We start from the raw sequence: 24,294 nt of genomic DNA on the forward strand, positions 1-24,294 counted from the left end.
GGAGAACTTACAGCGGTTTGATGTTCGCTGCCTGTTTCCCCTTGGGGCCTTGCTTGACTTCAAAACTGACCTTCTGGCCCTCCTGAAGTGATTTGAAGCCATTTCCCTGAACCTCGGAGAAGTGCGCGAACAGGTCATCGCCGCCGTCGTCCGGCGTGATGAAACCAAAACCCTTCGCATCGTTAAACCACTTGACGGTACCTGTTGCCATGTTCTGAATGTTCCAAGGAAGACTAGTTGTAGATGACGCCACCGGCCTGCGCCAGACGTGCGGCTATCTTGTATCACAGGTGAGCCGTCGCAGACAATCCAGGTTTTTTCGAACGGGCTCCGACGAGCTGTACCATGACGTTGTGCGCGAAGGTTTGCGTCAACTCGCCGGTCAGCGTGGTTTCGACTTCCCCGGCCACCTGAACGCGACCGGTTGCCGCAGCGTGCGATCGCGCTGCAGCAGAATGCGATGTTCGTACAGCCACCGTTTGAGATCCCGCAGCAAGCCATTGCGATCCTGTTTGCCCGAGATCGCCCTTGAACCAGCGCACCACATAGCGGCGCTGATGCTCCGTCATCGCGCCGAAGCCGAGTGCCCGATACGCGCAGGTCTGTGCTCGACCAGCGTGTCGATGTGACATCATAAGGCGCGTACAGCGTGCCGAGATCGGGCGGCTCAATGCCCAGTTGCTCGCCCGGGTGTTGCCTGAGATTGCGCGGTACGTACCGGCAGGCCTCGGTGCGCCCCGACTGCAGTGAAGCGAATGTTATCGCCGAGGGCATCGAGCGCCGTCCCAGCGCGGATGGTGACTGGGCAGACTACGCGAACACCGGTCTAAGCACCGACGCCCGCGGAGTTACCGATCGCTGTGGGAGCAGATCCACGGCCCCGGCTCATGGATCGCCAACCCGTGAGTGAGCCTGGTGGAGTTCAGGTTTCAGACATGAGCATCAACCCACGCCCTCGCCCAGACGAGGCCTTCCGCGACTGCCCGCTGGAAGCTCGGGTAGAAGCCAATCGGATCGGAGGTCTCCAGCACTTGGGTGCCCTTCTCTACGGCCCCCGAAGCTTCGAACGAGCCGTCCCCCATGGGCTTCGCAAAGCCTCGAATGGTGTATCCCCCGTAGGTCTCTGTTGCCATAGTCCCCCCCGTCCGTTTCGGAGGATCGTAGCATGACGAAACAAACGCCCCATCCCGGCCATAAGCGGTCCCTCCACATTGTCAGCGCGAAGCGGTCACTCGCCGTATATCATCAAGGCTCCGCACGAGCGGACCCGCCAAGGAGATCACGTTGAAGGAAAATAGTCTTCGCCTATATGCCGATGCTCAGTTTGCTAGCCCCTACGCCATGTCGGCTTTTGTGGCTCTTCACGAAAAGCGATTGCCATTTGAACTTTCGACTGTGGATCTCGGCAGTCGTGCAAACTATGACGAGAGCTATACAGCCAAGTCGTTGACCCAGCGCGTACCCACGCTGATGCATGGGGACTTCGCTTTGTCGGAATCGTCAGCAATCACGGAGTTCCTTGACGATGCTTTTCCGGAAACGCCCGTATATCCCCAAGACAGATATCTTCGCGCGAGGGCACGCCAGGTGCAAGCCTGGCTCCGCAGCGATCTGATGCCCATCCGACAGGAACGCTCAACTGAGGTGGTGTTCTACGGGGTGTCCGGACCGGCGCTTACCCCTGCGGCCCATGCAGCGGTGCAGAAGTTGTTTCGTGCGGCCGAGGCTTTGCTCTCTGGAGATGCGCCAAATCTCTTTGGGGCTTGGTGCATCGCCGACACAGATTTGGCGTTAATGCTGAATCGCCTCATCCTGAATGGCGATCCGGTACCAACAAGGTTAATGGACTACGCTGCGCGTCAGTGGGAGAGGCCCTCCGTGCAGCGATGGGTTGGACTGAAACGTCCTCCGCTTTGAATGTGCGAAGCCAGACAAGAGTTGACTTTGCGGCTCCAGTCCAATGCTGCTGGCAACCTGACTCTTGTTTCGGCTCGATGTCCGCTCGTCAGAAAAGCGAACGGCGGAGATGGGTTGCGCCGACCGCCGCCTTCCATTCAGCTGACGCCAGTCGACCCGAAGAGTCAGTCAGTTCCTAGCCGAAGCGGCCGTTCCCCGATTACGATCGAAGGGGGAGACTGGTCCCGTGGGCTTCAGAGTGAAACTTCGACAAACTGCTCGCCGGCCATCGGATAGAGGGGCTTGAAGCTCGGCCACCCTTCCGGTTTGAGGCGCCATCTCGAGGTGTGCGGCACGTCGTAGTTGAAGAAGATCTCTGGGTGCTTGCCTTTGGCAATCAGCCGCGCGATCAGCTCGTTGTCGGGATGCCGGTACTTCTTTCCGCTCGTGCTAATCAAGAATCGCGAGCACCGGAGGGACGTCAGGAGATCCAGGTCAGTATTGGCCTTGCTGCCATGGTGAGACACCTTGAGCAGATCGATCGGCTCTTGCTTCGAGTGATGGACCGCGAGCCCAGCCTTCACCACTTCGGCGAACGCGTCTGCGGCCAACAACATGCGCTTGTCGCCGAACTGCAGTAGTAGAGCAATACTGCTGCCGTTGGGAGTGGAGCTATCGGACCGGGACTTTGACTTGGACAACTGTGAGAAGTCTCCTGGGGGCCAAGGGTCCTTGCGTCCCAGTCGGTCACCGGGGCCTGCGGGCGGCTCCGTCGGCGGCAACTCGGGATTCGCCCATTCCTCCGACAGCTTCTTCAGCGCCAAGGCATCTGGTGACAGCACCCGCACCTGTAGCTTGCCTTCAAGGATGACCTCCTTACACGATTGTTGGATCGTGCCCCTATCCGGAAACGCGTGATTCCAGGGAAGATTCCGGCGCCGGATCAACTTCGACAGAGCGTCGCCTTCACTCGGACCAAGCCTGTCTGCCTGTCGCAGGTGTTGATAGCCGTTGAACCATACGTCCGCGATGTCGAGCCACTCGGGCGGGTCGCTCAGCAGTTCGATCATCCCCTCGATGTGATCGAGGTCATAATGCGTCACCACCAGAGCCTCCAGTCGAAGCCGGCCGTTGACGCATAGCGGCTTCAGTACGGCCAGCAGCGCTTCCCGGGTGCCAGCGGGTCCGCCGTCGACTAGCACATGGCGAGGCCGGTCCGGGTTGCCGTAGCTGACGAGCAGCGCGTCGCCGTGTTCGGCTTGGATGGCTCTGATTCGAAACATGCGCTTCTCCACTCCGCTCATTTGTTGCCGAGCACCGTGTCGGCATCGCCGAATGCCACCAGGGCCAGGCCAAGCGCGATCTCGTCCGCCAGGAATTTGCGCCGCAGCGTGCCCATGATCTCCCCGACCAGAACAGGTGTCGGTGACTTCGCCGCACTGAGAAACCCAATCGCTAGATCCCGTGCCGCCCGATTGGCATGGCGACCTAGCACGTCCGTCATCGCCGCTACGACCATGCGCGCGCCATGCCTCAACAACACCGTCGGCAAGGTGCCCCCCGGCAGGTCTCCGTAGCCGGTGCTGCATCCAATGGTGATTGCCACGGGCGCCCCCATCCCGACATGCATCCGGGATATCCCCGCCAGGTTGAGGCCGACCTCTTCTTCCAAAAAGAGTTGGGTATTCTCCATGTGGACCACGAGCAGCAGCAGCGACGGGGACTGTTCGGCGACGCGGGCCTTCCAATGGGCCCAGGTTGGAAGCCTTTGAACCCCCAAGGACTTTTCGATGTCGGCGAGTCGAACCACCGCGTGTGGAGCGACGTCTTCGTCTTTGAAGTCATCGGCGCGGTCGCTTGCCGCGAAGGCGACGGTAGACAAGTCCTTGATCTCCAGTCGCGTCCGTGCTCCTGGTGCGGCCGGTCTCCACAGAGGCGCGGGAAGTCCAGGCTTCCATGTGTGTCGTTCGACGATCGCGGACACGCCGACAAAGCCCATGGGGCACAGCTGCACGGCGGCCTCCCGAATGGGACATCCCGGAATGGCATGTCCGCTCTTCAGGCATCCGTGGCGTTGTGAGCACAGTTCCGCATCGCTCGACTCCGGCACTGTGCCTTCATAAAGATACTCGATCGGGAAAAAGGCATTGCTCTGCGTCACCAGCTGGACGCGTGTCAGTTGGCCCGGCCAGGTGGGCACGAGCTCGCGGAGGCTGGACAACAGCAGGGAACCCTGATTGGCCAGGTCAAGCAGCATCGGCGCAAGCGGCGTTTCGGGGTCCACCACGGCCTGTTGAAGGATAGCCAACAGCTTTTTGCGGGCCTTCTCGGTGTCCGTATCGGTCAGCGGGGAGAAGATCGCTTCGCCCTCGGCGGTAATCAATGCGACGCTGGGCTGGTTCCCGAGGCTGTCGTTGACCAGCAGGGCCAAGTCGAAGTTCTGCTTCTTGCGATGAACGGGCGTCACGACATTCTCGATGAAGAAGTGGATCGCCTCTCCAGGGGCTGATTGAAGGCGAGCGGTCTGGAGAATGCGCGCGCCGTCGCTCACCACGAGGCGCAGATCGACGGGACCGTTCCTGATCTCGCGAGAAAACGTGACAGCCTCGGAATCCCCCGTCCTTCTCACGGTCAGCGGCCGAGTGACCGGAGCACTTCCGATCTCAAGCAGGTGGACCATCAAAACTTTACTGTCGCCGTCCCACTCGACCTGCTGTTCCGGGAAAGCCGGGCGAAGGCTGTGCAACGGCGTCCTGAGTCGGATATCGACGACGATGTCCACCACGCCATGAAGAGGCCAAGTCTCGAGCTCCCGATGGCCCTGCCGGACACGGGAATCCAGCACCCTCTCCATGGGTGGAACGTGACGCTTGGCGTCGGTGCCCGGCCGTTCGCCATCGATCGTCGGCAAAAATGGCGTGAGCTCGGGGGCATCCAGCAAGACCTCTGGCGACGGGGCTGCTCGCTGCGCATGGGTCAATCCGAGGTAATCGCCGCGCCTCTCCTTGATCAAACTCTGGCGCAGGAATCGGGCGCTACCCACGATAAACGTTTGAGTTGATGCCAAGATTCGGCCGCTGGCATTCGATTGAGCATTGGCTTCCTCAATGGCGTCTCCGAGGGGCAGTCCAAACTCACCCCATGACGTCAGCTGAAGTCGGAGCCATTCGGTGATCTGTCCGTCATCGACGTCGACATGAATCACGCACTGCGCGCTGAACCGGTCCCGCAGACTCTCGATCTGGGCCAGCAGATTTCCCCCCTGCCTGCCATACAAGATCACGACCCGAGCCGCGACCATATCGCCCAGTGCCGCCAACGATTCGGCAACGACGATGTCGGCGACCTTGGCATCAGGACGCCAGACGACGTGGCGAGGCAATACCTCGTCGCTGCGAAGGCGATCGAGCGCGAACCGAGTGCCTGCGATGACGCGCAGCGGCGATTGCTCGGTCGCAGTCAATGGGAAACGGGGTCGAGTGTTCCGTGGCCAGTCCGCGAAGACGCGCTCAGGCCCCACGACCGTCGAGAGCTCAAGGGCGACCGAATTGACGGTTTCGGCATGTCCTGGCCAACTCCATACCGACCTGACCACCTTGATGCACAGCGGCCCGCGACGATTCAGCGACGCGAACGCCCGGGCAATAGAGATGGCGACCAGCGGATCCACCCACTTGTCGGCCTCCATCACGCTCGCGTCGCCGCCCCACTTGGCGAGACCACTCTTTGGCACCGCACGTTCCAGCGCGTCACGCGCGTCGCCAGGGTCGTTCCACCAGGTCCAATCATTGCTTTCGAACAGAATACCGAGCCCCGCCCGCGCGGCGGGGCCAAGGTAGGCGTCCTCTTCGCCCAGCCATTGGATGTCCTTGTCTTTCTTGTCCATTCGGAAGTGCCAGAGATCCCTCCGCCTAAATCATGCGGGGAAGGTGAAGGCCAATTGAGCCAGAGAGCCCCGGCTGTAAGGCAGTCGACCTCGCGCCGTCTGGAAAATTTTCCAGGCCGCCATGAAGGCCATGCAACGTACGCCGTTAAGCCATAGGCTGGGCACCGCGTGAGCTTCTAGTTCGCTTGGGGCAGGACGGATGCGCCTAACGTAGCCCGTTCAAAAGCTCTTGAACGGGCTACGGGGCATCATTGCGATGCTCGCTTGTCGGCGGTGAAGTAGAGATAGAGTAGCCCAACGGGAGCTACGAAAACCGCAAAAACCCAGCAGAACGCCATAGTGATGTACTTGGCAAGGAGCATCAAGAACGCGTTCATGAAGAAGGCGTTGTTACCAAGGATATAGCTGACAACACCTTCGTAGACAAAGCGTGAGTAGGGGTAGAGAAGCGAGCTCACACTTAGGAAGAGCACCATCGCGAGTGACATCCACTCACTCTTGCTATGGCTCCAGGCAAATATGAAGATCGCTGGGAAGATGAGGCCGAACAGGAAGTGGCGAATATAGCTTTGGAGCGAAAGGCCGCCAAACGACTTAACAAGTGCGGGATGCATGTGCTTACAATGATAGTTTGCTTGTACGGCGACAATTGCGCCTAAGCATGTAGTACGGCAAATCTTGCAAGGCTTTCATACCTCTTCGGTAGGGGGTAGTGAGTTCCTGCTCAAGTAATGAGCACCTCGGCACTGCTCACACCGATATTTTGATAATTGAGCGTCGGTGGACCGTACTGCACCGGACGCTCTTTGCACTTCGGCCCGATCCTGCCGCCAGCTTATCCCCAAGCGATGCTGGAGGACATCAAGCTTTTTCGCCAATGAGCAAGCGTGCCCAGGCTTCGCCGGCTCGCGCAGCGCCTAACATCGACAGTCATCGTTTTCGCACAACCGAATTCTGTACGTTCTCGTCGCGCGCTGTCGCCAAGATCCAGGCTGGCGACTGAACGATGCGTTCGGGCAAGCTACAAAATGGCTTCAAACATCGGCCGGAAGAACAATTTCCTGCAGCGATTCTTGAAGCAACTTTGTTACCGTCATCGCTCAATCGGCGTGCCGGCGGAGCAGCAGCAGGAAAAAAATCGTGCAAACTGACATGAATCGTTGGTTTGCATAATTTTGTTCCTGGATTTTGCAGCATTTTGTTCCCGACCCCAATGGGCAGTTTGCCTGGCACGCTGGAGAACGCACGCGGGCGGTAAGCGCGGCAGGCTCCGCTAGCTCGCGCAGCGCCAGCGGTCAGCGATGGGCACCGTTTTCGCACAATGAACCGCCCCGGGTTTTGAGGAGGCTCCAACTCTTGAGAGCAAGCAGAACAAGTATTCCCCCGAAGTCCGCGAGCGAGCCGTTCGCCTGGTGCTGGCACAACGTGGAGAGCATCCGTCGCTGTGGGCGGCGGTCAACGCCATCGCCCCGAAGATTGGCTGCTCGGGCCATACCTTGCTGAAATGGGTTGAGCGTGAGGAGATTGACCGTGGGCAGCGGGATGGCGTCACGACTGTCGAGCGTGAGCGCCTCAGGGAGCTAGAGCGGGAGAACAAAGAGCTGCGCCGTGCCAATGAGATCCTGAAGCTGGCCAGCGCGTTTTTCGCCCAGGCGGAGCTCGACCGCCGGCTCAAGTCCTGAAGACCTTCGTCGATGAACATCGCGATGTCTTCGGGGTCGAGCCGATCTGCAAAGTCTTGCAGATTGCCCCGTCGTGCTACCGGCGCCATGCCGCTCGGCTTCGCGATCCGTCGCGACGCAGCGCCCGGGCGATTCGTGATGAGCGGCTGAGGCCCGAGATCAAGCGGGTCTGGGAGGACAACATGCAGGTCTATGGTGCGGACAAAGTCTGGAAACAGATGAACCGGGAAGGCATGGCAGTGGCGCGCTGCACGGTCGAACGACTGATGAAGCAGCTTGGCCTGGAGGGGGTGTGCCGGGGCAAGAAGAAGCGCACCACGGTGGCCGACGACTCGGTGCCGTGCCCGCTGGATCGCGTCAAGCGCCAGTTCCACGCCACACGGCCCAACCAACTGTGGGTGAGTGATTTCACCTATGTTTCAACCTGGCAGGGCTGGCTATACGTGGCCTTCGTGATCGACGTGTTCGCCCGGTGTATTGTTGGCTGGCGCGTCAGCACTTCGATGACCACGGACTTCGTACTGGATGCCTTGGAACAGGCACTTTACGCGCGTCAGCCCGACAATGATGGGACACTTATCCACCACTCGGACAGGGGGTCGCAATACGTCAGCATTCGCTATACCGAGCGGCTCTCGGAGGCCGGTATTGAACCATCGGTCGGCAGCCGTGGCGACTCCTACGATAATGCGCTGGCTGAAACCATCAATGGCCTGTACAAGGCCGAACTGATCCACAAGCGTGGCCCCTGGAAAACCCGTGAGGCCGTGGAGCTTGCAACCCTGGAATGGGTGGCCTGGTTCAACAACCACCGCCTGATGGAACACCTCGGCTATATCCCGCCGGCCGAAGCTGAGGCAAACTACTACCGGCAACTTAGCGACACCGCTGCCGCGCCGGCATCAACTTAAACCAAACAGCCTCCTCGATACCCGGGGCGGTTCACAATCCAATTCTGTTCGTGGTCGTCTCTCAAGCGGTGGTGGCTTTGACTTTGGTGCAATTTGCGACGGTTCCCGAACTCAATTGCGTTGCGGGTAGGGCCAGATACCATTTCACACCGTAATGAAAGGCATCAGTTGCAGCGGACTAAGCAGAATTCCGGAAGCAAAGCCAAACACAAAATTTAAGAAAAACAGCTACTCACCCTCCAGAGTCCAGTCGTAAATTGCATTGGGATGAAGACTACCCCGCCAGCAGCGTCCGGGAAGCAGTCCTGCAGCACGCCGGTCATCCCTCGACGCGGCCCGCGGTCGGGCTGTAGTTGGCGCACAGGATGTCGATGGTCAGCGCGTAGACGGCTCGCCCGAACCGGGTACAGCTACTTCCTGTCGGGGCCTCACGCTGGTGCACCCAGAAGATGCGGGCCATGTCCGAATCGCATCGCCTCGGTGGATCACAAAGGCAATAGCATGGAACCTACCCCCGACATTACTATCTAGGTGCAGTCGGGCATGAGCGCGGCGCTGCTCCTGTACCATACCAAGACTATATCACTTGAAACTCTGAGAAAGTGCATAAAGAGGAACTCAAAGACTGGCTGGCCCGCGGCCGTGTCGGGGCGATTGCCATCGACACGAACGTGTTCGATGAGGAAGGGCAAAACATCCATGATGGCAACCTCCCGTTGCTTCGGCAAGTCGAGCAGGCCGGCAAGCGGCTGTTGGTTCCGGACGTTATTGCTCGGGAAATGGAAAGTCATCTGCGGGAAAAGTTTGGCCAGGAGAAAGCCTTCGACTCGAAGGTCCTGAAGCATCTAAAGAAATTTGCCGCCGACGAGGTGGTCAGCGCTGTCGCGCGCGCCATCCACGAGCATGATCGGGATGCGAAGAAGGCGCTCGACGCCTTCTTCGCGAATGTGACGGCGACAGTGATTCAAGCTTCCGACTACACGTCGCTTGAGTCGGTGATGGATCGATACTTCGCTTCGGAGCCGCCATTTGAGCCAGGCGGAAAAAAGAAAGCTGAGTTTCCGGACGCAATCGCTCTGCTCAGCCTCGAAGGATGGGCGAATAAGAACGATACGAAAGTGCTTTGCGTTACGAAGGACGGCGACTGGGAGCGCTACAGCAATCAGTCTGATCGCCTACTCATCACACCTGAACTCGAAGATGTTCTCGCAGCTTTGGTCCTTGTACGGGGCGAAAAGTTGCCCGATCGTGTCCGCGCTGCCGCCGCCATCTGGCTTGAGTCGGAAGCCGCCAAAGAGAAAATTGAAGCCAGCATCCAGTTCCACCTTGATGACCACTCTCCCTTCGTCGATGCCGACTCATATTGCGGTTTTAACGACGAGGTCGTCGAACTCTATCCAAAGCGCGGCTCGCTTGCGATTGATGCGGCAAATGTGGCAGTGCTCTCCGCCGACCATAGCGACGCAGTCATTTCGGTATCTGTCGACTTCGTCGCAAAGGGGAGATTTTCCTTCGACTTCTTTGTTCCCGACTCAATCGACAAGGATGACGTACCGGTTGGCCACGCCTATGCGACGAGTGAAACCGAGGTGAGAGCCGATCTTTCGATCGGGCTCTATCTCGAGGATTTCGCGGCAGACGAAACCCAGGTGCTGTCGGCGGACGACGTTACGGAGATCACTGTCAAGATGTCGGGCCTTCACTTCGACGTTGGGACGATCGGTCCGGACTATTCGAACGATGCACCGGACTAGAGTGCCTTGGGTCGGACGCTCAGTAAGACGCATCCGAACCGCAGAGAACGGTCGGCCCGGGGCGCTCGCAGTTCCGCAGCTCCATCCTGCCAAGATTGGTCAGAAAGAGGTGCTCGGCGCCTTCCCCTCCGATATGTCGGTTCGCGGCAGAGGGGCGGTCATTACTGAACCAGCCCGTGGACGGCTGCATCGAGTCGCGAACCGCCACCCAAGCTCCGTAGATCGCCAGGATCGAGGCAGACAGCGGACCAATTTATGTTTTAGTATCTCTGGCGAGGTCGAGTATGAAACGAAGGCGCAAGGACGCACTCCATCGGGTACTGGCGCACGATCGCTTAAGGCTGAAAGTGGCGCGGCGCGATCGGAAAATTTGACAAGGAACAATGCGGAGATTTCCGCTATTCGCCCGCCAGCTGTCAACAGGTGAACGTGTACGACTTGGAGCAGATCCGCGGGCTGCACCCCCGCAGTGCGCAGAGACGTTGATTAGTATTCTAGAAAGGTTCTACGCCTCGATTCTGTTACCGTAGACCCTTCAGACTTTATTGGAGAATAAGATTGAGCAACCCGTCCTTTGCAAAGCGCATCGCCGAGATGAACGCGATGTACAAGCTGCCGGCGCAGCCGAGGCCGGCCCCCCCCGACGCCGGCTCTGCCGGCGGACCCAGCCGATCGGCTGCGCAAGTTCAAGACAACCCTCCTGGATGAGGTAAACGAGATCGACGAGATCATCGCGGCCTGTGAAAGTAAGGCTGAGCCCATCGATGTGCTGGTCGCGGTCGCTGACCTGCTGGGTGACGTGATTGTCTACTGCCGATCAGAAGCGCTGAAGTACGGAATCCCACTCGAGGATGTCTTGAGCGTGATCATGGATAGCAATGAGAGCAAGCTGGGGGCTGACGGCAAGCCCATCTACGACAGCAATGGGAAGTTCCTGAAGGGGCCGAACTATTGGAAGCCGGAGTCGAAAATCAAGGAACTGCTTCAAGCGGCGATTGGCAGCGCCAAGACCTGACGCGTCAACCGGCCGTAGCGGTTGGGGCCGCGTCGTCGCCGCGGTCCACCGTCACTGTGAAGCGGTGCCAGAGATCCACTCCCGTCGACCGCTTTTGCTTGCGGCGCGGATGATCGAAGAGCAAACCAACTTGCTCAGGATAGACACTCGCAAAAATCGCTGACGCAATGCCGCAGGGCTTAGGGCCGATCGGCGCGACAAACATCCGTCTGTCGGTGCCGAGAGCGTCGCGTGTTCGCTCAAGGCACTCGAACGCCGCTTCCGGGTCGTTGGCCGAGCAGTAGTCGAGTTGCAGCTTGTGCTGCTCCAACGCCGGCAGGTGCGGGATGATAGCGTCGAGCTCCCACCCGGGATGGTAGGCGGGTATACCGAAAACCAGCTTGACGTCCTTCGAGGTGATCATCTGGTACTCTTCGAGTGCTCGGTCAAGTCTTTCAGGCTCGAAGCCCAGGAAGAAGACACCAGCTTCGACTTCCTCGCTGGACAGATCGACAATCGCGTTGGGGATGGCAACATAGCCGCGCGTCGGTTCGGACAGGGCGAACTGGTCGGCGCCTTTGCTAACCCGCGTGTATTCCCCCGGTTCGACGTAGATGATATTCACTGTCGTCGCGCCACTGGCCAGCAACGCGTTGGCGGCGCAGAACAGCTCCGCGAAGCCGAGCGTAGTGGCTTCCAGAAACACTTTGCGCCAGTCGTATCCACTGAGCAACTCAACTGCCAGGTCACTCGGTTTCGTTTCGCCGCCGACTGTAAGGGACATGTCTTCGACACCAAAACTGAGCATCACGCGGGCGTCCTTCGGCGCGCACCCGCATGCCGACTCACCGCGCTCATCAAGCTCCTCGCCGTGCAACAGGACGATGTCGTCTGGAAGACTGAGGTCGGCGGCGCTGCTTCCAGAGACTGAAAAGAACCGGACCCTCATGACAACAGCAGGCCGAGCTGAAGCGCATCGGTATCCGACAGCTGGCGCGCAAGCCCGCGCGCGAGATCGCGGTACTCATTCTCGTTGCCCATGATAAGCATGTGAAACTGCTCCACTGATATTTCTAGCTTGCGCTTTCGTCTGTAGCTGATCTGAAAGTATGGCGCGTAGATTGGATTCAGCTGATAGTCCACGATATCCTGGCCAACCCCCGATTTGGATTTGGTTTCCAATTGCTCGACCAAAACCCCGTGCCGTAGCGCCTCCGCGATGAATGCTAGCTCGTCACCCTGCAAAGGACGGCCGCCAGAGTTGATTGTGAACTGATTTTGCTCAGGCTCGCTCATCGCAGGGCTGGCTTGCAGTGCTCTGAAAATGCTTCCTAACCTGAGCACAAACACTCGTAACTGCTCGCCGAAACGCCCGAAGGTACGGATTTCCTTGATCAGCTGTTCGGAGGCGTCATAGGCCGCCCGGCATTGAATATCAACTGCATAGGGTGGTTCAATCTGATCGCGCAGCTCTGCGACCTCGAGAGTTTTGTAGCAAAGGATTAGAAAATTCCGAAGGTTGTTGTTCGACATCGTGCAAAGCGTGTCGAAGCCACTGTACAGCGGACATTCGCGGGCGAATGGCCGATACAGCTCCAAAATCGCCCCGAAGAGATTGTTGTGTATCCATGTGGACTCGAAGGAGCCTTTGCGGTTCTTGGAGAATTTCTTGAGCTCCGCCAGAACATTGTCTGGAAGCAGCGTTTCCCGGTTTAACAACGCGGGGAGCGTCACCAACGCTTCCGCAGGCGCACCTTCAAACAGGAAGTCCTCAACAGCCAAATTGCTCCTGCGATCCTTGAGTGCCTTGCTTATCCGGCGATAAAGGCTTTCCTTCAGCGTCTGAACTTGAAGCGCGTTCGCTGCAATTTGCTTGTCAGTGACGTCGGGAAATCGCGTGCGCATGTCCGCGACGACCTCCCTTTGGTACTGGGGCTTCTGGCGCTCGGCTAGACGTGCATGGGAACAAACAACGTCGAGCAACTCACTATCAAATCGCCCAGCCGCAATGTCCAGGTTGCCGAGGAAAACCTCGGCAAAGAATGGCATGGCAGCTCCGCTAAGCTCCAGATAGTAGTCGAGGTCAACCAACCGGTAGTCGTGGGTGGCGTTAATCGACTCGGGGCCGGACGTATCGTTGTTGGAGGGATGTTCCTTTGACGTGAAGTTGATGATCAGCGGTCGCTGGCTGTGTTTTAGGAACGAGTTCAGGACATGCCGCTGATATGGCACGAGGTTTTCGATTTCATCTACGTAAACAAAGACAGAAAGCGTTGCCAACGAAGCTTTTGCGCGGAGGTCACCCACCAACGACAAAATGAAGTCTCGCCCGGGTGGCAGGACGGGACAGTCCATCGCTTTCACATTGGAAACCCACGTCGTGAACTTGCGTCTTATCGACTCTAGGTATTGGACCAACTGCCGAACGCCTGTTGGCGCATCGTCCAAGTAGTCGGCGGCGCTAGGAAGCGTGAGAGCCGCGAGGTCGTCCGAATTAAAATTCGGAAAAGAACTGTTGGCAATGGCTTCGACCGCACGGAGCAACTCGGTGGCGATGACGAGCCCGAAGTAGCTTTCAAAGACGACGCTCCACTCGGTGTCCTCTATGCCTCGATGCTTGAGCGAGCTGCAGAACTGGGTGTCGACACGCCAGTAGATCCCGATATGGTCGATAGCGTCTGCAGGAATGTCCTTCCTGCGTTTCGAGAACGCCGTGTGGTAATCGAAATATTTCAGCAGCATGGTCTTGCCACAACCACGCTTGCCAGTGATGTAGGCCGACTTGGTGGCCGTCGTCAGTGCCAATCGGTCGAAATAGGGTGGAATAAAGAATTCACCCCATACATCGGCGTCATGTTCCTCGGCGCGCGTGCGCGCTAGCATGGAGGCGTTAATTTGCATGGTCAAGCTCACCGTTCAACCAGCGGCTTCCAACTCGGGGAGACGTCCCAAAGTAGCTGAATCGAATCATCCGGCACTCCGTGCTCAAACGCGACCAGTGCCCCGATATTGCCATAGCCGTTGCCGCCATTTCCGTTCGCAAAAGGTTGATTGCGCTTGTGCACGTCATCATAGACTTCCAGCGGGGATTTCTCATAGCTCCATTGCCCGGTCTCAATCCACTTTTGAGACAGAGATTGAAAGCACATGTCTGCGGTCAGGAGCTCGCCATAAATTAGCGGCACGTTCGGGAACTCCTTCTTTAGATGCTCGCAAGCCGTCTTGTGAGCCATCGCAACAGCGATCGCGACGCGCCCATGAGAAAAATCGATATCCCATCCCCGCAGGAAGTTCGCAAGCTGGACGCCTGTATATGTTCCGTCGTCTACGACGATGAATCGTTCATCTGGCGGCAAGACTTTGACGTCAGAGGGATACTGCTTGTCTATACCATACCGCTGGTTAATCAACCTGGCGATCAGGTCACCGCTCTTTCCGGGCTGGGTTGGCAAGCCGAAAGTCGGAAGCGACGGCGGACCGCAGTAGAAGGTCAGACCAGCGTGGCGTTTAAGCGCATCATTCCACGCAACGTTCTCCCGCAGGCCTAGCTGATCGACAAAGTGGATGGTCGCCTGTTTCAGGGCCTGCCGCATGGAAGACTGCAACTGCTCGTTAGTACGAAAAATCAGGTTTCGTAGGATCAGCCAGGCTAGTGTCTTTTCTTCCGGCGCTTGAAATTGTTTGACCCACTGCTTGATGCGCTCAACGCTAAGGGGGGACCGCACGCCTGTGCGACTAAGCCAGTGAACCGCCCGCTCGACGGAAAGCTGGTCGAAGCTACCGATTTGAGGAATCTGCGACATCGTGAGTCAGGTTAGAACTGAATCTCGAACAAGTTGGTCTTCGACATAAACCTTGCAGCCACACCATGCGCGGAAGAAGCCAGGGCATGCCTACCCAGATCGCTGTCGAAGAACCGATACAGGCGCTCGCGATGTTCATCCATCGCACGCAACGCAAAGATGCAATCGCTAATAACGCATGGTCCGTGAACTACCAAGGCTAGTCGGTCTTCAAGGGATCGGCCCACGCGAGCAAGCAAAATGTCGCCCGGCAGCGCCAGCCGGGCCTCTTCCAACATTTGCTGAGCTTTGCGTTCGCTAAGCGCAAAGCGCTTAGGCACGACCCTCACGGCGTGCTCGCCTAGCGGTTCTGAAAAGTCGCCGAGGTGGAACACCGGAGCCGGGAACGCTGAAATTGACGATGAACAGACTGTCCCTCGCACGACGTCCGTCAATGCTTGGCGTACGGACATCCGCATCGGCCCTTCGCCACTTCGCTGAGGTGACACGACTCGCGCATGAAAGGTGAAATCGAGCCGTTTGACAGCCGCTTCCTGCAGGATCTCGATCGGCACGCTGAGTTGCCCGTCGGAATCCATCTGCCTAAGCGTCACTTGATTCGTCTCGCCGGCGCTCTTAGACAGCACGGCGAGGTAGGTTTGAGCCTCAGTGCCCTTGAACACTCCACGCGGTAGCTGAACCACCTGCTCAATCAAATGTTGTCGAAGCAGGGTCTTTCGCACTCCGGAGAATCGTTCGGCGGTGATAAGGCCGTCAGGAAGGATCAGCCCAAGCTTTCCGTTTTTGCGCAATAGGCGCAAGTTCTGAGCAAGGAAGAGAAGGTCTGCGCCGGCGTCGTGCAGCGAGGCAAGCGTGCCTGACAATCCGGCATCCTCTAGAATTTTGCCAAAATCAGATCGCCACTTGGGCCGAATGTACGGCGGGTTGCAGACTGCCACGTCCACCGTGCCGGGAGCCAAGCCAATCTTGTCGGATAGCGCAGCGTCGAGCACGTCGTGGACATAATGACTGTGTCGGCGGCCGGTCCCGACCATGTCGGCATCCAGGGCCTTCGGAGCGCGGCTGTCGACGTCGACTGTCACCAACTGGGCTTTGTGCCAGCGAGTCGCGGCAGCGGTGCACAAGGAGCCAGAGCCAGAGCCCAACTCAAGAACTAGCTTCGGCTTGGCTACCTCGATCCTATCAACCAATGATTGGCTGACAATGGGCGTGGTGTAGTACCGCCCCCAAGGGTCGGATGTATGACCTGCTCGAGCCAGAACTTGACCCATACCACTTGTTGACGTAGCCATCTCCCTCGTCTGTCACAGCACTGTTATTCTGTGGAGTCGCTACAATTCCAGTGCGGCATGTCCGTAGCAAGACGTGCTAGTGTATCCTAGTTAATGCTCACGATCGGCGACCTCGCGCGCGTTGAACGTTGGAACTGCATTCACGCGTCCAGATTGTGACAACTTCTGCAGAACATTAATCGTGCATTGAAGCGAGCTTCGCTAAACCGCCCGGGCCATGGCACCCCATTGAGGGGCGCCCGGGATTCGAAAGGAGTCCGCCAATCCTCGGCAACCTGAAATCTTCAGCACCCCGGTACCCCGCTCTGTGCGAACGCCTTATCCGACCCGGAAAAACTCCACGCTCTGCCCCGCATTGACCGCCCGCTTGAGCCACGACGGCATCTCGCCCTGCCCGTCCCAGGGCAGCCCTTCCGCGTTGCGATAGCAGACCACCGGCGGTGAGGGTGGCAGCGGGGGCGGATCAAAGCACCCCGCCGCCTCCAGTTCCTCCAGTGTCAACCCATAGTCGGCCATCTGCGCCTGGATTCAGCGGATCGAGTCCGCCCGCTCAGCTTTTGCTGCCATCGTTGCCGTCATCCGAGTGGCCGGGCAGCGTCCCTGCGAAGGTATCGAATCGACATCGGCCGCGCGCCAGCGTCAGGTGATGTCCGCCGACGGAATTCCCTGCGGCCAGGCGCGCAGGGCTGATGCCCGTGTAATCAGCTCCAGGGCGCCGGGCGGGGAGGCCGAAGTCACCGCCATGAACTACGGCTTCATCGCTGGCAGACTTCCGACAATCTGGGCACCAGCAACGCCGCACTCATTCAACCGCCGGCCAACCGTTGCTGGATCGGTGAAGAGCGGCCCATCGAAGGTAAGGCTTAGCACAACCTGCCGCAGACGATCGATGATGCTCATCAGCACCGCTTCGCTCAGCAGGCGAGGACCGAAGCCAATGTCCTCTGCCCGGTCGGCTGCCGTGACATTGGTCGCAAACACCGGTACTGGCTTGGGTGTACCTGGGGCCAGCGAATCATCACACCACTGCATGCTGAGGACGAGTTGCGCTGCCTCTGTCTTGAAGATGGGCGCAGTCTTCTCGCTTTTCGCTTCAATGCAGAGCCCGCAGTCATCGAACAGCCAGAGAACATCCGGTCCCCGACCGGTCTCCTTCTCCGGGCGATTGGAGGTCGCGCCGAGCAGTTCGCCTAGTTCATGCAGACCACGCTCGACGACCTCTGCCGAATTGCCGTACGAAAGCTTCGCACGGACCTCGTCCAATCGCGCCACAGCTGCATTGGCAGAGGCAAAGCTGCTGAACGCCTGGCACACGGCAATTGCCTGATTGGTCAGCCGCGCGAACTTGCGATCTGCGACCTGCTCCGGTCGCGGAAACTTGGTGTTCGCTGCGAAGACGGCCTTGTACGTCTCCGCCGCTTGGGCGGGACTGAACTGATTGAGATACGTCGCAACCCAATAGAGGATCTCGGCCTTCTGGATAGGATGCAATTGGGACGCGTTCGCCGCCTCCCGCAAGCGGGTGACCGCCCCCTGGAAGTTCTTGGCTTTGGCCAGCATCCACGCTTCCCGCATCGCCACCGCAGCCGCTTCGAATGGAGTCAGTGCAGCTGGTCTGGGCTGCCTTGCCTGAACTTTGACGCGCACACGGTGCGCTTCCTTCCAGCCCTCATTGCGGCCCAGCAGGGCCTGCCCCATCTCCGCGATCACGGCGGAAATAGGCCTGCCCTTTCCCGCGTTCTGTGCAAGTTCTCGACCGAGATCCAGTTGCAGACGCGTCCGCGCTTCAAGAAGCGCGACGACGTTCTTGCGGCCGATGAATGCCGCGATGTCGGGGCCAACCAACAGGACCGCCGCATAGTCCGCGCTCGACCGGACTGCGCGCCCCAGTGCCTGCTCGAACTTGTTGACAGTTCTGACTTCGTACTCGGGACTGTCCTTCTGACGGAAAGCATCGGCTTGGTCGGTGATGCGCTCACCGCTCGGGATACCGTCGATCACCAGAATGCGGCAAGCGTCGTCGGGCAAGTCGACGCCATCAAAGCGCTGCGCAAAAACGACATAGTTGCCGATCGTGGTGCGAAGCCGCTCCAGTGCGCCGGCGAACTCGGTGTCCTGAGACAACGTGGCACCAGCATCGGTCCAGGTCTTCGCTTGTGCCGCCGAGGTTGTCAGCACGACGACGTTGGTCTGCTTGGAAAGTTGGGCGCAGACGGCGGCGATCTCCTCCTTCTTGCATTCTGCACTGATGAGGGATGTCGGCAGGATCATGCGCTCACCGGCCCCCTCATCTTCAGCCGGCTCGACAATGCGCCCGTACGCCGCTGGGTCGCAACCCAGCACGGCAATCAGCCCCGAGATATCCTTGATACTGGCCGACATGAACAGCCGGTGCTTGGCTCCGGCATAGGCGGACACCTCCTCAACCGGCGGGACCTGCAGCACAATTTCGGCGGACACGCCCGAAATGCAGCAGCGCGCCAGTTCGAGATAGCGCGCGATGTTTGGCCAGGTGAACCGCAGCGACTTTTCCGTCTTGTGAGGATCCAGTATCTGTGCCACCTGACCGCACACCTGTGCCCAGATCCAGTACGGCACTTCATACAGGGAAGCGACATCATTCTTCATGATGCCGGCCCACGTCGCAGCATCGGTTGGTTCGCACAAGGGCCTAAGCAAAGTCCGGAGCTGATCGAGACACTCTGCCGGCACTTGGACGGTATAGTACTTTCGCACACGTTCGGTGCCAGCATGCACGTCATCGAGCACGATGGCCGAGGGCCGGATCGCCTGGCTCTCGAAGACTGAGCCGCTTGTGAACAGCTTGTCGTACGTGCAAGCAAGAATGGCATCACCGCTCATGGCCGCGTAGGGAAGGCCGGTGCCAAAGGTGGAGACACTCACGCCAATTGCCTGCCCAGTGGCGACAACTTGTTCGACAAGCTGCCTTGTCGGGCACAGATAGACGACGGGCTCCCCCTTGTACTTGCGGCGCATCATCTCCGCATAGATCAGGCCGAGGATGGTCTTACCCGAGCCCGTGCTGAGCTTCATGATCACGTCGCGCTGTACGAGCTGCAGATCCAACGCAGCGAGCGCTGCAAGCTGCGCCGGGCGCAAGCCCGTATGGGTAGCCCTTCTATCCAGTTGCTTGAACAATTCGGCAAGCGTCGCCGGCACTTCAGCCGCCGTCGTCTTCGCCAACGATCCGAAATCAAACATCCACTGACTCCTTTATCCGATTCCTATTCCAGCCAAGCCGCCATTCGTGTGGGCCGTTCTGCATAGCATGAGCCGAGCAATGGACCCGTCCCGGCATCACCATAGCTGTCGTAGCCATGCCGCACCCCGCAACCGCTGCACATGGGAGAGCCGACTCATCGGTCCACCGTAAATCCCCCCTCGAAGGGCTCCGCGTAGCTGCTGTCCCTCCGGAGCGCGTTGAACTCGGGCATTTCAGAGAAGCGCACGACCTGCACATCGACCTGGCGGCGCCATTGCCCCAGTGAGCCGGATTGCACAGCCAGCGCAAGATGGCCCTTATGCTTACGCGACGGATAGCGAAAACCGATCGGTGCGCCGCCGTCGGCAAAGCTCGCCAGGACGTCGAACATCCGCAGGCCGAACCACTGACACCAGTCGTATTCGCCCTCGTGGATGCGATCATAAATGCCCAGCTTGCTGAGAACGGTGCCGTCAAGATCGAGGATGGGGATATCCGCTTGCACGGTGAAGGTCGCGATCAGGCCCGTCTCCGCAATGGCTCGGGGGATATAGAACGTGCCCGGCTGCGTGATGTCGTTCGTGCAGAAGCCGGATTCCCACAGTGCAGTCGTGAGATCCTGGGCGGCATACATCCAGTAGATCGGGTAACGCCCTCCCTCACCGGCCAATGCGGCGGGCGGTCCGAATCGGTAGGTGCGCTCCACGTGTGGCGGGATGACCGCGGCCGGATGCCGGACGGCGCGGACAATCCGGGTGCCGGCCGGCACGAAGACCACCGCGCCGTCCAGCGCCCGACGCAAATGGTCAAGGGTAGGAAGAGTAGCGGCAATCGAAGCCGGTACGACAAATTCTCTTGGTATCAACATCAACTGATCAGATCCGAACTGCGCGAGGACAGCGCGGCCAGCTGCGTGATCACCCTGCCCTGCCGCTCGCTTGCGGCTTGAGCAAGGTGGCCACGCTGCGCAGCAGTTAGCGCCGCTCGCGATTCGAACGCCCTGCCCGCCAGCAACTCGGCCGGCGTCAGGTCGTCGAAGGCGTCAACCGGCGTCACCCAGAACGCATGGATTTCGCTGCTCGGCAGGTTTTTCATCTGGCGCAGGACCGGAGTCAGCAACTCGGGCACCGGCGGCGCGAATTGCCAGGCCGGGAATGCGCGGCCAATCGCCTTGCCGCGGGGGGTGACACAATAAAAGCGTGCATCCTCCACCGCGCGATACAGCGTCGCCTGCGACATGGCCACCAGACCTTGCGCAATGACCTCCGAGGGCTTCAGATATGACACGGCGAGGCGGTCTTCGACTGCCGCCGCCGAGGCGGGGCTGGAGAGCGTTGCCGTCAGGCACTGGCGCACAATGGCCATTACGCGGGCACGCTCGCCAGCGTCGATGGTCTGCTCCAGTTGCTCGTCAATGTCGTGGACCAATTTCTCGACCAGTTGGGGGCCGGGTGCGACGGCAGCCGGCGCGTGAAAACGCGGTGTCATATCAAACTCCTTCAAATGACCGCAACCGGCGGGGCAAAGGCCGGGTGAATCGTCGCCTCCCGGTCGGCGTGGTGGCACGACACTACATGACCAGCGAGGAAGGACCGGACCTGAGCGGCCAAAGCAGAAAGGCGGTGCGTCCGCCGGGATTCCGCAATCGAGGCGCGAAGAGCGCTGCGCACAAGACGGCGAACGACTGCCGTCAATCTGGCCGGAACGTGTCCTCCCAGCAGGTCTAGATACAGGAGTGCGCGCGTCTCCCTGGTGTCATACCCGAATTCGACGACATCCCTCAGAAGTCGCCAGTAACGGTGGGCCACTGCGAGGCGGATGTTCGCGACCGGCGCGTCGGACGGCAGGCACCGTACTTCGGGACCCTCGCCCAGCTGGCCCACCAGGATGACGCGATTGACCTTAGGCTTCGCCGGCGTCTCCAGACCCGGATCCGCTTCCCCGCGCACCTCGGCGGCGATCTCGATCGTCCGCGGGCCGAGCAGCTTCCGATAAAGCGCACTGAGCGCGGCGACATCGGCCTCGTAGACGGGCTCGCGGTCGTCTGCTTTGTTCACCCCCGCTTCCCGAAGCCTCTCGAGAAGCGTGTCCGGCTCGATACGCATGCGGGCGGCCAGATCGGCCACACTAGAATAGGAACTCATGTCAGAGGCAGACGAACTGTGGATGATTCCCAGAGGCTACTCAATTTTCTCAACATTCGCAAGATTCTCACTGAGAAAATTTAGCAAACGTCATTTAGCGAAAGAGCTGCGCCGAACAATGAGTTCTATCATTCACAATCCGTCGCCGGCTCAAGGTTGACGCCGCTGACCATGGCCCGCAGCCGACTTTCCAGCATCAAGCGCAGACACGTTCGTGCCCCCTTGTCTTCCTCGACGCCCATCTCGAGCAACGTTCCCGCTCTGCGGCTAAGCAGTGGAGGTCGGGCCCGGCAAGTTCTACCCCGCGGGGTCTCCTGCGCCGTTGATCGAGGGGGCGATCCAAGGCGATGAGTTGCCGACCTATGGCAGAACCTGGCGCACCCGGCTACATGCCATGAGGTTTCCGGAATACAAGGGCGGCCTGAATTCACTACCGCCGAATCGGTGGCCAAGCCCACCCGAGAGTCGCCCCCGCCCTTATGCGCTGAAGAGCATAAGGGCGCATCTTGGCCGCAGGCCTTGAACGTTCGGCGTACCCTACCGGCAGGTTCCTCGCACCGATGCATTCACTGCCGTTCTCATCGTCCTCCGTGGCACTCGATCCACGGACCAGCGGTCGGAGTTTCCGTCTTCCGACGCCGACAAAGGAGGCCGACGTGCTGAGTCCGCACGAAATCGCCGCGCTACTGCTGATTGGCGATGCGCAGGGGATTGATGACCTCGAGCCAGATCAATTAGATGGCCAAAAACTGGTCACGATCGAGCGCGGACATGCCCGCGGCCATGCTTACCCTCGTCTGACGCGTCAAGGACAGTCCATGCTCGAGGCCGTGCGAAGCAGTCGGTAAGACTATCCCTGGGCCGAGGGCGGCGCAATTTCGTCGCGCCTTGCCCGGCTGGTTCCGGACTGCGGGCAACCGGTTCGGCACAACAACCGCTAGCCACCTTGGCATGGTCAGCGGACGATATCGTGCCTTATCTCTGTGCCCGGGCAACGCCAGCCTCACGTTCTTCCTGGCCCAGCACTGCAACTAACCGTCGCCAACCAGGAATGGCTGAAGCGGCAACGGCTGTAGCCGGTTCCGGTCGCTCGAGCAGCGACCCGGTCGGGCATCCGAAGGTCCGCTCGCTCAGTTGCGGAGCGTTCCGACCATCATTTTGGTGTCCTTAGTATTCGGACAGATAACCGGTACCGTACTTTCGCTCAAACTCGCTCATGTATTTTTTCCATAGACCAAGACGCTTCATTTCTTGGATACACTCCTCTCGATTTGACATCGTCGCTCGATAGCGGTCCGTTAGGGCGAAATTCAATACTGCCTCAGGAGTTTTGTAAGCATCAGATCGCACGATAGTCTCACTGAACATTGTGTGATGTGCTACCGACCGCAGGAACCCATCAAACCCAAGCGTACCTAGAAGTTTTTTGTTTGCATCCAGCGCGATCTTTCGAAGCAAATGAGAGCAGAGAATCGCTTGGGTAGGTTCGATAAAAACATCCTCGTTGATCACGTACTTTCGAAGACCGTTGGATGCCTTGTCCAAGAGGTTACTCACCAGCTTATGTACGTCTGCATCAGAAGAATGTTTGACAAGTGCGCGCGACGCACGCCCGTTTCGATGAGCGATGCAGTTTCGACAAAGTCGAAAGTACCTTACCACCTTTAAGATCGGATCGATCGACCTTCCGTCCCATCCGTTTTTGGCATAGAAAGCGCGCAGTCGTTCTTCCGAGTCGTCATCATCATCATTTTCTTCGCCGTCGTTAATATTTGTTTCCTCTATAATTGTCGGTGTCGCTTTATTCATTCCGATATGCCTGGATGACTCTGTGGCCGAATAAAATCGATGCAACTCCGCTTTCGTCCCGATGAGGAAGTCATCAAATGCTGAGAAGACAGAGATTAGGGCAAAGGCTGAGATGGAAGCGTGAGTTCTTCGCTGAATGTCTATTGACATATCTCTGACAGGCGGGGTATTCCAAGACGGATGCGCAAGCTTTATAAGATCGTGCAACTTGTCTGAATCCTGCGGCTCAGCCGAATGACGAACTAACAACAATGCGGAGGAGAGGGCTACCTTCAGGTAAATATTCAGATCTTCATGAAAATAATGGAAACCGCGATATGGGTCGAGTTGAGCATTCGATATATCAATCATTAGAGTTTTTCTGGTTGTTCGGCCGCCTGCAATATAGCCCTTGGCGGTGGCCCGATGGTAGGGGTCATCGTACTTTCCGTGCATTTCCTGACGACGACCTGCAGAAAGTGTCAATCTATCAATGACTTACAAATGCCACGTGGTGATCCAAGGCGCAGAGAGACCGTGCAAGAGGTGGCTCAGCGGTCCGCTACCGCCATTTTTTACAAAAAGTACGATGACCCAGCTAACGCGCTTTTGGACATCATCAGTGCGATTCGCTCCACGCGCGGCCCAGGACATCGCCGCTTGGTCTGCTGGCCCTCCTCAAGGTCTTCCAGAGGGACACCCGGGATTCCCAAATCCGCCATATCCTCTGTAAACCTATGATTGGAAAGGAAAATATATCCCTCGCAGCAGCCGAGCTTCGTTTATCCGGCCCGAAAAAACTCCACGCTCTGCCCTGCATTGACCGCGCGCTTCAGCCAGGACGGCATCTCGCCCTGCCCATCCCAGGTCAGTCCCTCGGCATTGCGGTAGCAGACCACGGGCGGCGGAGGCGGTGGGGGC

At 58.9% G+C, this 24,294-nt stretch carries 23 protein-coding genes and 1 other annotated feature; of the genes, 6 read left to right on the top strand and 17 right to left on the bottom strand.

What is annotated here, in order from left to right; genetic code table 11:
- Positions 1-7 precede the first annotated feature (7 nt).
- Complete coding sequence (locus AC3WRR_RS13185) at positions 8-211, bottom strand: cold-shock protein (protein WP_013954359.1); 204 nt, start codon at positions 209-211, stop codon at positions 8-10.
- Between the two features lie 73 nt (positions 212-284).
- Positions 285-569: a hypothetical protein gene (locus AC3WRR_RS13190; RefSeq protein WP_143010703.1), complete on the bottom strand. Its 285-nt coding sequence runs from the start codon at positions 567-569 to the stop codon at positions 285-287.
- A 715-nt stretch (positions 570-1,284) separates the two neighbouring features.
- Here AC3WRR_RS13190 and yfcF point away from each other — a divergent pair.
- Positions 1,285-1,917, top strand: a complete 633-nt coding sequence (gene yfcF, locus AC3WRR_RS13195) for a glutathione transferase (RefSeq protein WP_081050239.1) — start codon at positions 1,285-1,287, stop codon at positions 1,915-1,917.
- 233 nt (positions 1,918-2,150) lie between these two features.
- Here the strand turns inward: yfcF and AC3WRR_RS13200 are convergent, their stop codons facing one another.
- From AC3WRR_RS13200 to AC3WRR_RS13210, 3 genes are all read right to left on the bottom strand, one after another.
- On the bottom strand, positions 2,151-3,179 hold the full coding sequence (locus AC3WRR_RS13200) for a ComEC/Rec2 family competence protein (protein WP_058697642.1): 1,029 nt from the start codon (positions 3,177-3,179) through the stop codon (positions 2,151-2,153).
- A 17-nt stretch (positions 3,180-3,196) separates the two neighbouring features.
- On the bottom strand, positions 3,197-5,782 hold the full coding sequence (locus tag AC3WRR_RS13205; RefSeq protein WP_058697641.1) for a hypothetical protein: 2,586 nt from the start codon (positions 5,780-5,782) through the stop codon (positions 3,197-3,199).
- Between the two features lie 248 nt (positions 5,783-6,030).
- Entirely contained in the window at positions 6,031-6,396 is a 366-nt protein-coding gene (locus tag AC3WRR_RS13210; RefSeq protein WP_058697640.1) for a hypothetical protein, read from the bottom strand.
- Between the two features lie 392 nt (positions 6,397-6,788).
- On the opposite strand from AC3WRR_RS13210, the gene AC3WRR_RS13215 reads away from it, so the two are divergent.
- Together AC3WRR_RS13215 and AC3WRR_RS13220 are read left to right on the top strand one after the other, a co-directional pair.
- Positions 6,789-6,938 carry a hypothetical protein gene (locus AC3WRR_RS13215; RefSeq protein ID WP_158577656.1) on the top strand — a complete coding sequence of 50 codons (150 nt, stop codon included), beginning with the start codon at positions 6,789-6,791 and terminating at the stop codon, positions 6,936-6,938.
- A gap of 253 nt (positions 6,939-7,191) precedes the next feature.
- Positions 7,192-8,375, top strand: a protein-coding gene (locus tag AC3WRR_RS13220) for an IS3 family transposase (protein ID WP_412459403.1) whose coding sequence is annotated in 2 segments (ribosomal slippage) — positions 7,192-7,432 and positions 7,432-8,375 — 1,185 coding nt in all. Because the reading frame shifts where the segments join, the coding sequence is not laid out codon by codon here.
- Positions 7,419-7,535: a sequence feature (AL1L pseudoknot), on the top strand. Its footprint overlaps the gene before it by 117 nt.
- 319 nt (positions 8,376-8,694) lie before the next feature.
- On the opposite strand, the gene AC3WRR_RS13225 is transcribed toward AC3WRR_RS13220, so the two are convergent.
- On the bottom strand, positions 8,695-8,835 hold the full coding sequence (locus AC3WRR_RS13225) for a hypothetical protein (RefSeq protein ID WP_158577655.1): 141 nt from the start codon (positions 8,833-8,835) through the stop codon (positions 8,695-8,697).
- Positions 8,836-8,977: 142 nt separating this feature from the next.
- Here AC3WRR_RS13225 and AC3WRR_RS13230 point away from each other — a divergent pair, with 142 nt between their 5' ends.
- Positions 8,978-10,129, top strand: coding sequence for a PIN domain-containing protein (locus AC3WRR_RS13230; RefSeq protein ID WP_058697637.1), 1,152 nt, complete (start codon positions 8,978-8,980; stop codon positions 10,127-10,129).
- 766 nt (positions 10,130-10,895) lie between these two features.
- Positions 10,896-11,144 carry a hypothetical protein gene (locus AC3WRR_RS13235; protein WP_492297200.1) on the top strand — a complete coding sequence of 83 codons (249 nt, stop codon included), beginning with the start codon at positions 10,896-10,898 and terminating at the stop codon, positions 11,142-11,144.
- Between the two features lie 4 nt (positions 11,145-11,148).
- On the opposite strand, the gene AC3WRR_RS13240 is transcribed toward AC3WRR_RS13235, so the two are convergent.
- The 9 genes from AC3WRR_RS13240 to AC3WRR_RS13280 form a co-directional block, all read right to left on the bottom strand.
- The gene (locus tag AC3WRR_RS13240; protein WP_058697636.1) at positions 11,149-12,072 is read right to left on the bottom strand and encodes a hypothetical protein; all 924 of its coding nucleotides are present in this window, start codon (positions 12,070-12,072) and stop codon (positions 11,149-11,151) included.
- A complete protein-coding gene (locus AC3WRR_RS13245; RefSeq protein ID WP_070940829.1) occupies positions 12,069-14,024 on the bottom strand; it encodes an ORC-CDC6 family AAA ATPase in 1,956 nt (651 codons plus the stop codon). The genes AC3WRR_RS13240 and AC3WRR_RS13245 overlap by 4 nt, the downstream gene beginning before the upstream one ends.
- 8 nt (positions 14,025-14,032) lie before the next feature.
- On the bottom strand, positions 14,033-14,926 hold the full coding sequence (locus tag AC3WRR_RS13250) for a phosphoribosyltransferase-like protein (RefSeq protein WP_058697634.1): 894 nt from the start codon (positions 14,924-14,926) through the stop codon (positions 14,033-14,035).
- Between the two features lie 11 nt (positions 14,927-14,937).
- Positions 14,938-16,218, bottom strand: a complete 1,281-nt coding sequence (locus tag AC3WRR_RS13255) for an HsdM family class I SAM-dependent methyltransferase (protein ID WP_081050238.1) — start codon at positions 16,216-16,218, stop codon at positions 14,938-14,940.
- A 318-nt stretch (positions 16,219-16,536) separates the two neighbouring features.
- Positions 16,537-16,734, bottom strand: a complete 198-nt coding sequence (locus AC3WRR_RS13260; protein WP_233528051.1) for an H-NS family nucleoid-associated regulatory protein — start codon at positions 16,732-16,734, stop codon at positions 16,537-16,539.
- Between the two features lie 231 nt (positions 16,735-16,965).
- Positions 16,966-19,440, bottom strand: coding sequence for a DEAD/DEAH box helicase (locus AC3WRR_RS13265; protein ID WP_058697632.1), 2,475 nt, complete (start codon positions 19,438-19,440; stop codon positions 16,966-16,968).
- A gap of 155 nt (positions 19,441-19,595) precedes the next feature.
- Positions 19,596-20,309, bottom strand: coding sequence for an RES domain-containing protein (locus AC3WRR_RS13270; protein WP_116318646.1), 714 nt, complete (start codon positions 20,307-20,309; stop codon positions 19,596-19,598).
- The gene (locus tag AC3WRR_RS13275; RefSeq protein WP_058697631.1) at positions 20,309-20,929 is read right to left on the bottom strand and encodes a hypothetical protein; all 621 of its coding nucleotides are present in this window, start codon (positions 20,927-20,929) and stop codon (positions 20,309-20,311) included. The genes AC3WRR_RS13270 and AC3WRR_RS13275 overlap by 1 nt, the downstream gene beginning before the upstream one ends.
- 11 nt (positions 20,930-20,940) lie before the next feature.
- On the bottom strand, positions 20,941-21,585 hold the full coding sequence (locus AC3WRR_RS13280; RefSeq protein WP_081050237.1) for a single-stranded DNA-binding protein: 645 nt from the start codon (positions 21,583-21,585) through the stop codon (positions 20,941-20,943).
- Positions 21,586-22,241: 656 nt separating this feature from the next.
- Between AC3WRR_RS13280 and AC3WRR_RS13285 the strand changes: the two genes are divergently transcribed.
- Positions 22,242-22,433 carry a hypothetical protein gene (locus AC3WRR_RS13285; RefSeq protein WP_081050236.1) on the top strand — a complete coding sequence of 64 codons (192 nt, stop codon included), beginning with the start codon at positions 22,242-22,244 and terminating at the stop codon, positions 22,431-22,433.
- A gap of 319 nt (positions 22,434-22,752) precedes the next feature.
- Here the strand turns inward: AC3WRR_RS13285 and AC3WRR_RS13290 are convergent, their stop codons facing one another.
- Together AC3WRR_RS13290 and AC3WRR_RS13295 are read right to left on the bottom strand one after the other, a co-directional pair.
- On the bottom strand, positions 22,753-23,859 hold the full coding sequence (locus AC3WRR_RS13290; RefSeq protein ID WP_143010702.1) for a hypothetical protein: 1,107 nt from the start codon (positions 23,857-23,859) through the stop codon (positions 22,753-22,755).
- Positions 23,860-24,155: 296 nt separating this feature from the next.
- Positions 24,156-24,294: H-NS family nucleoid-associated regulatory protein (locus tag AC3WRR_RS13295; RefSeq protein WP_492297206.1), on the bottom strand; the 139-nt coding region annotated here is incomplete at its 5' end.

It is taken from the genome of Cupriavidus sp. FW305-3-2-15-C-LB2 (genome assembly GCF_058787575.1).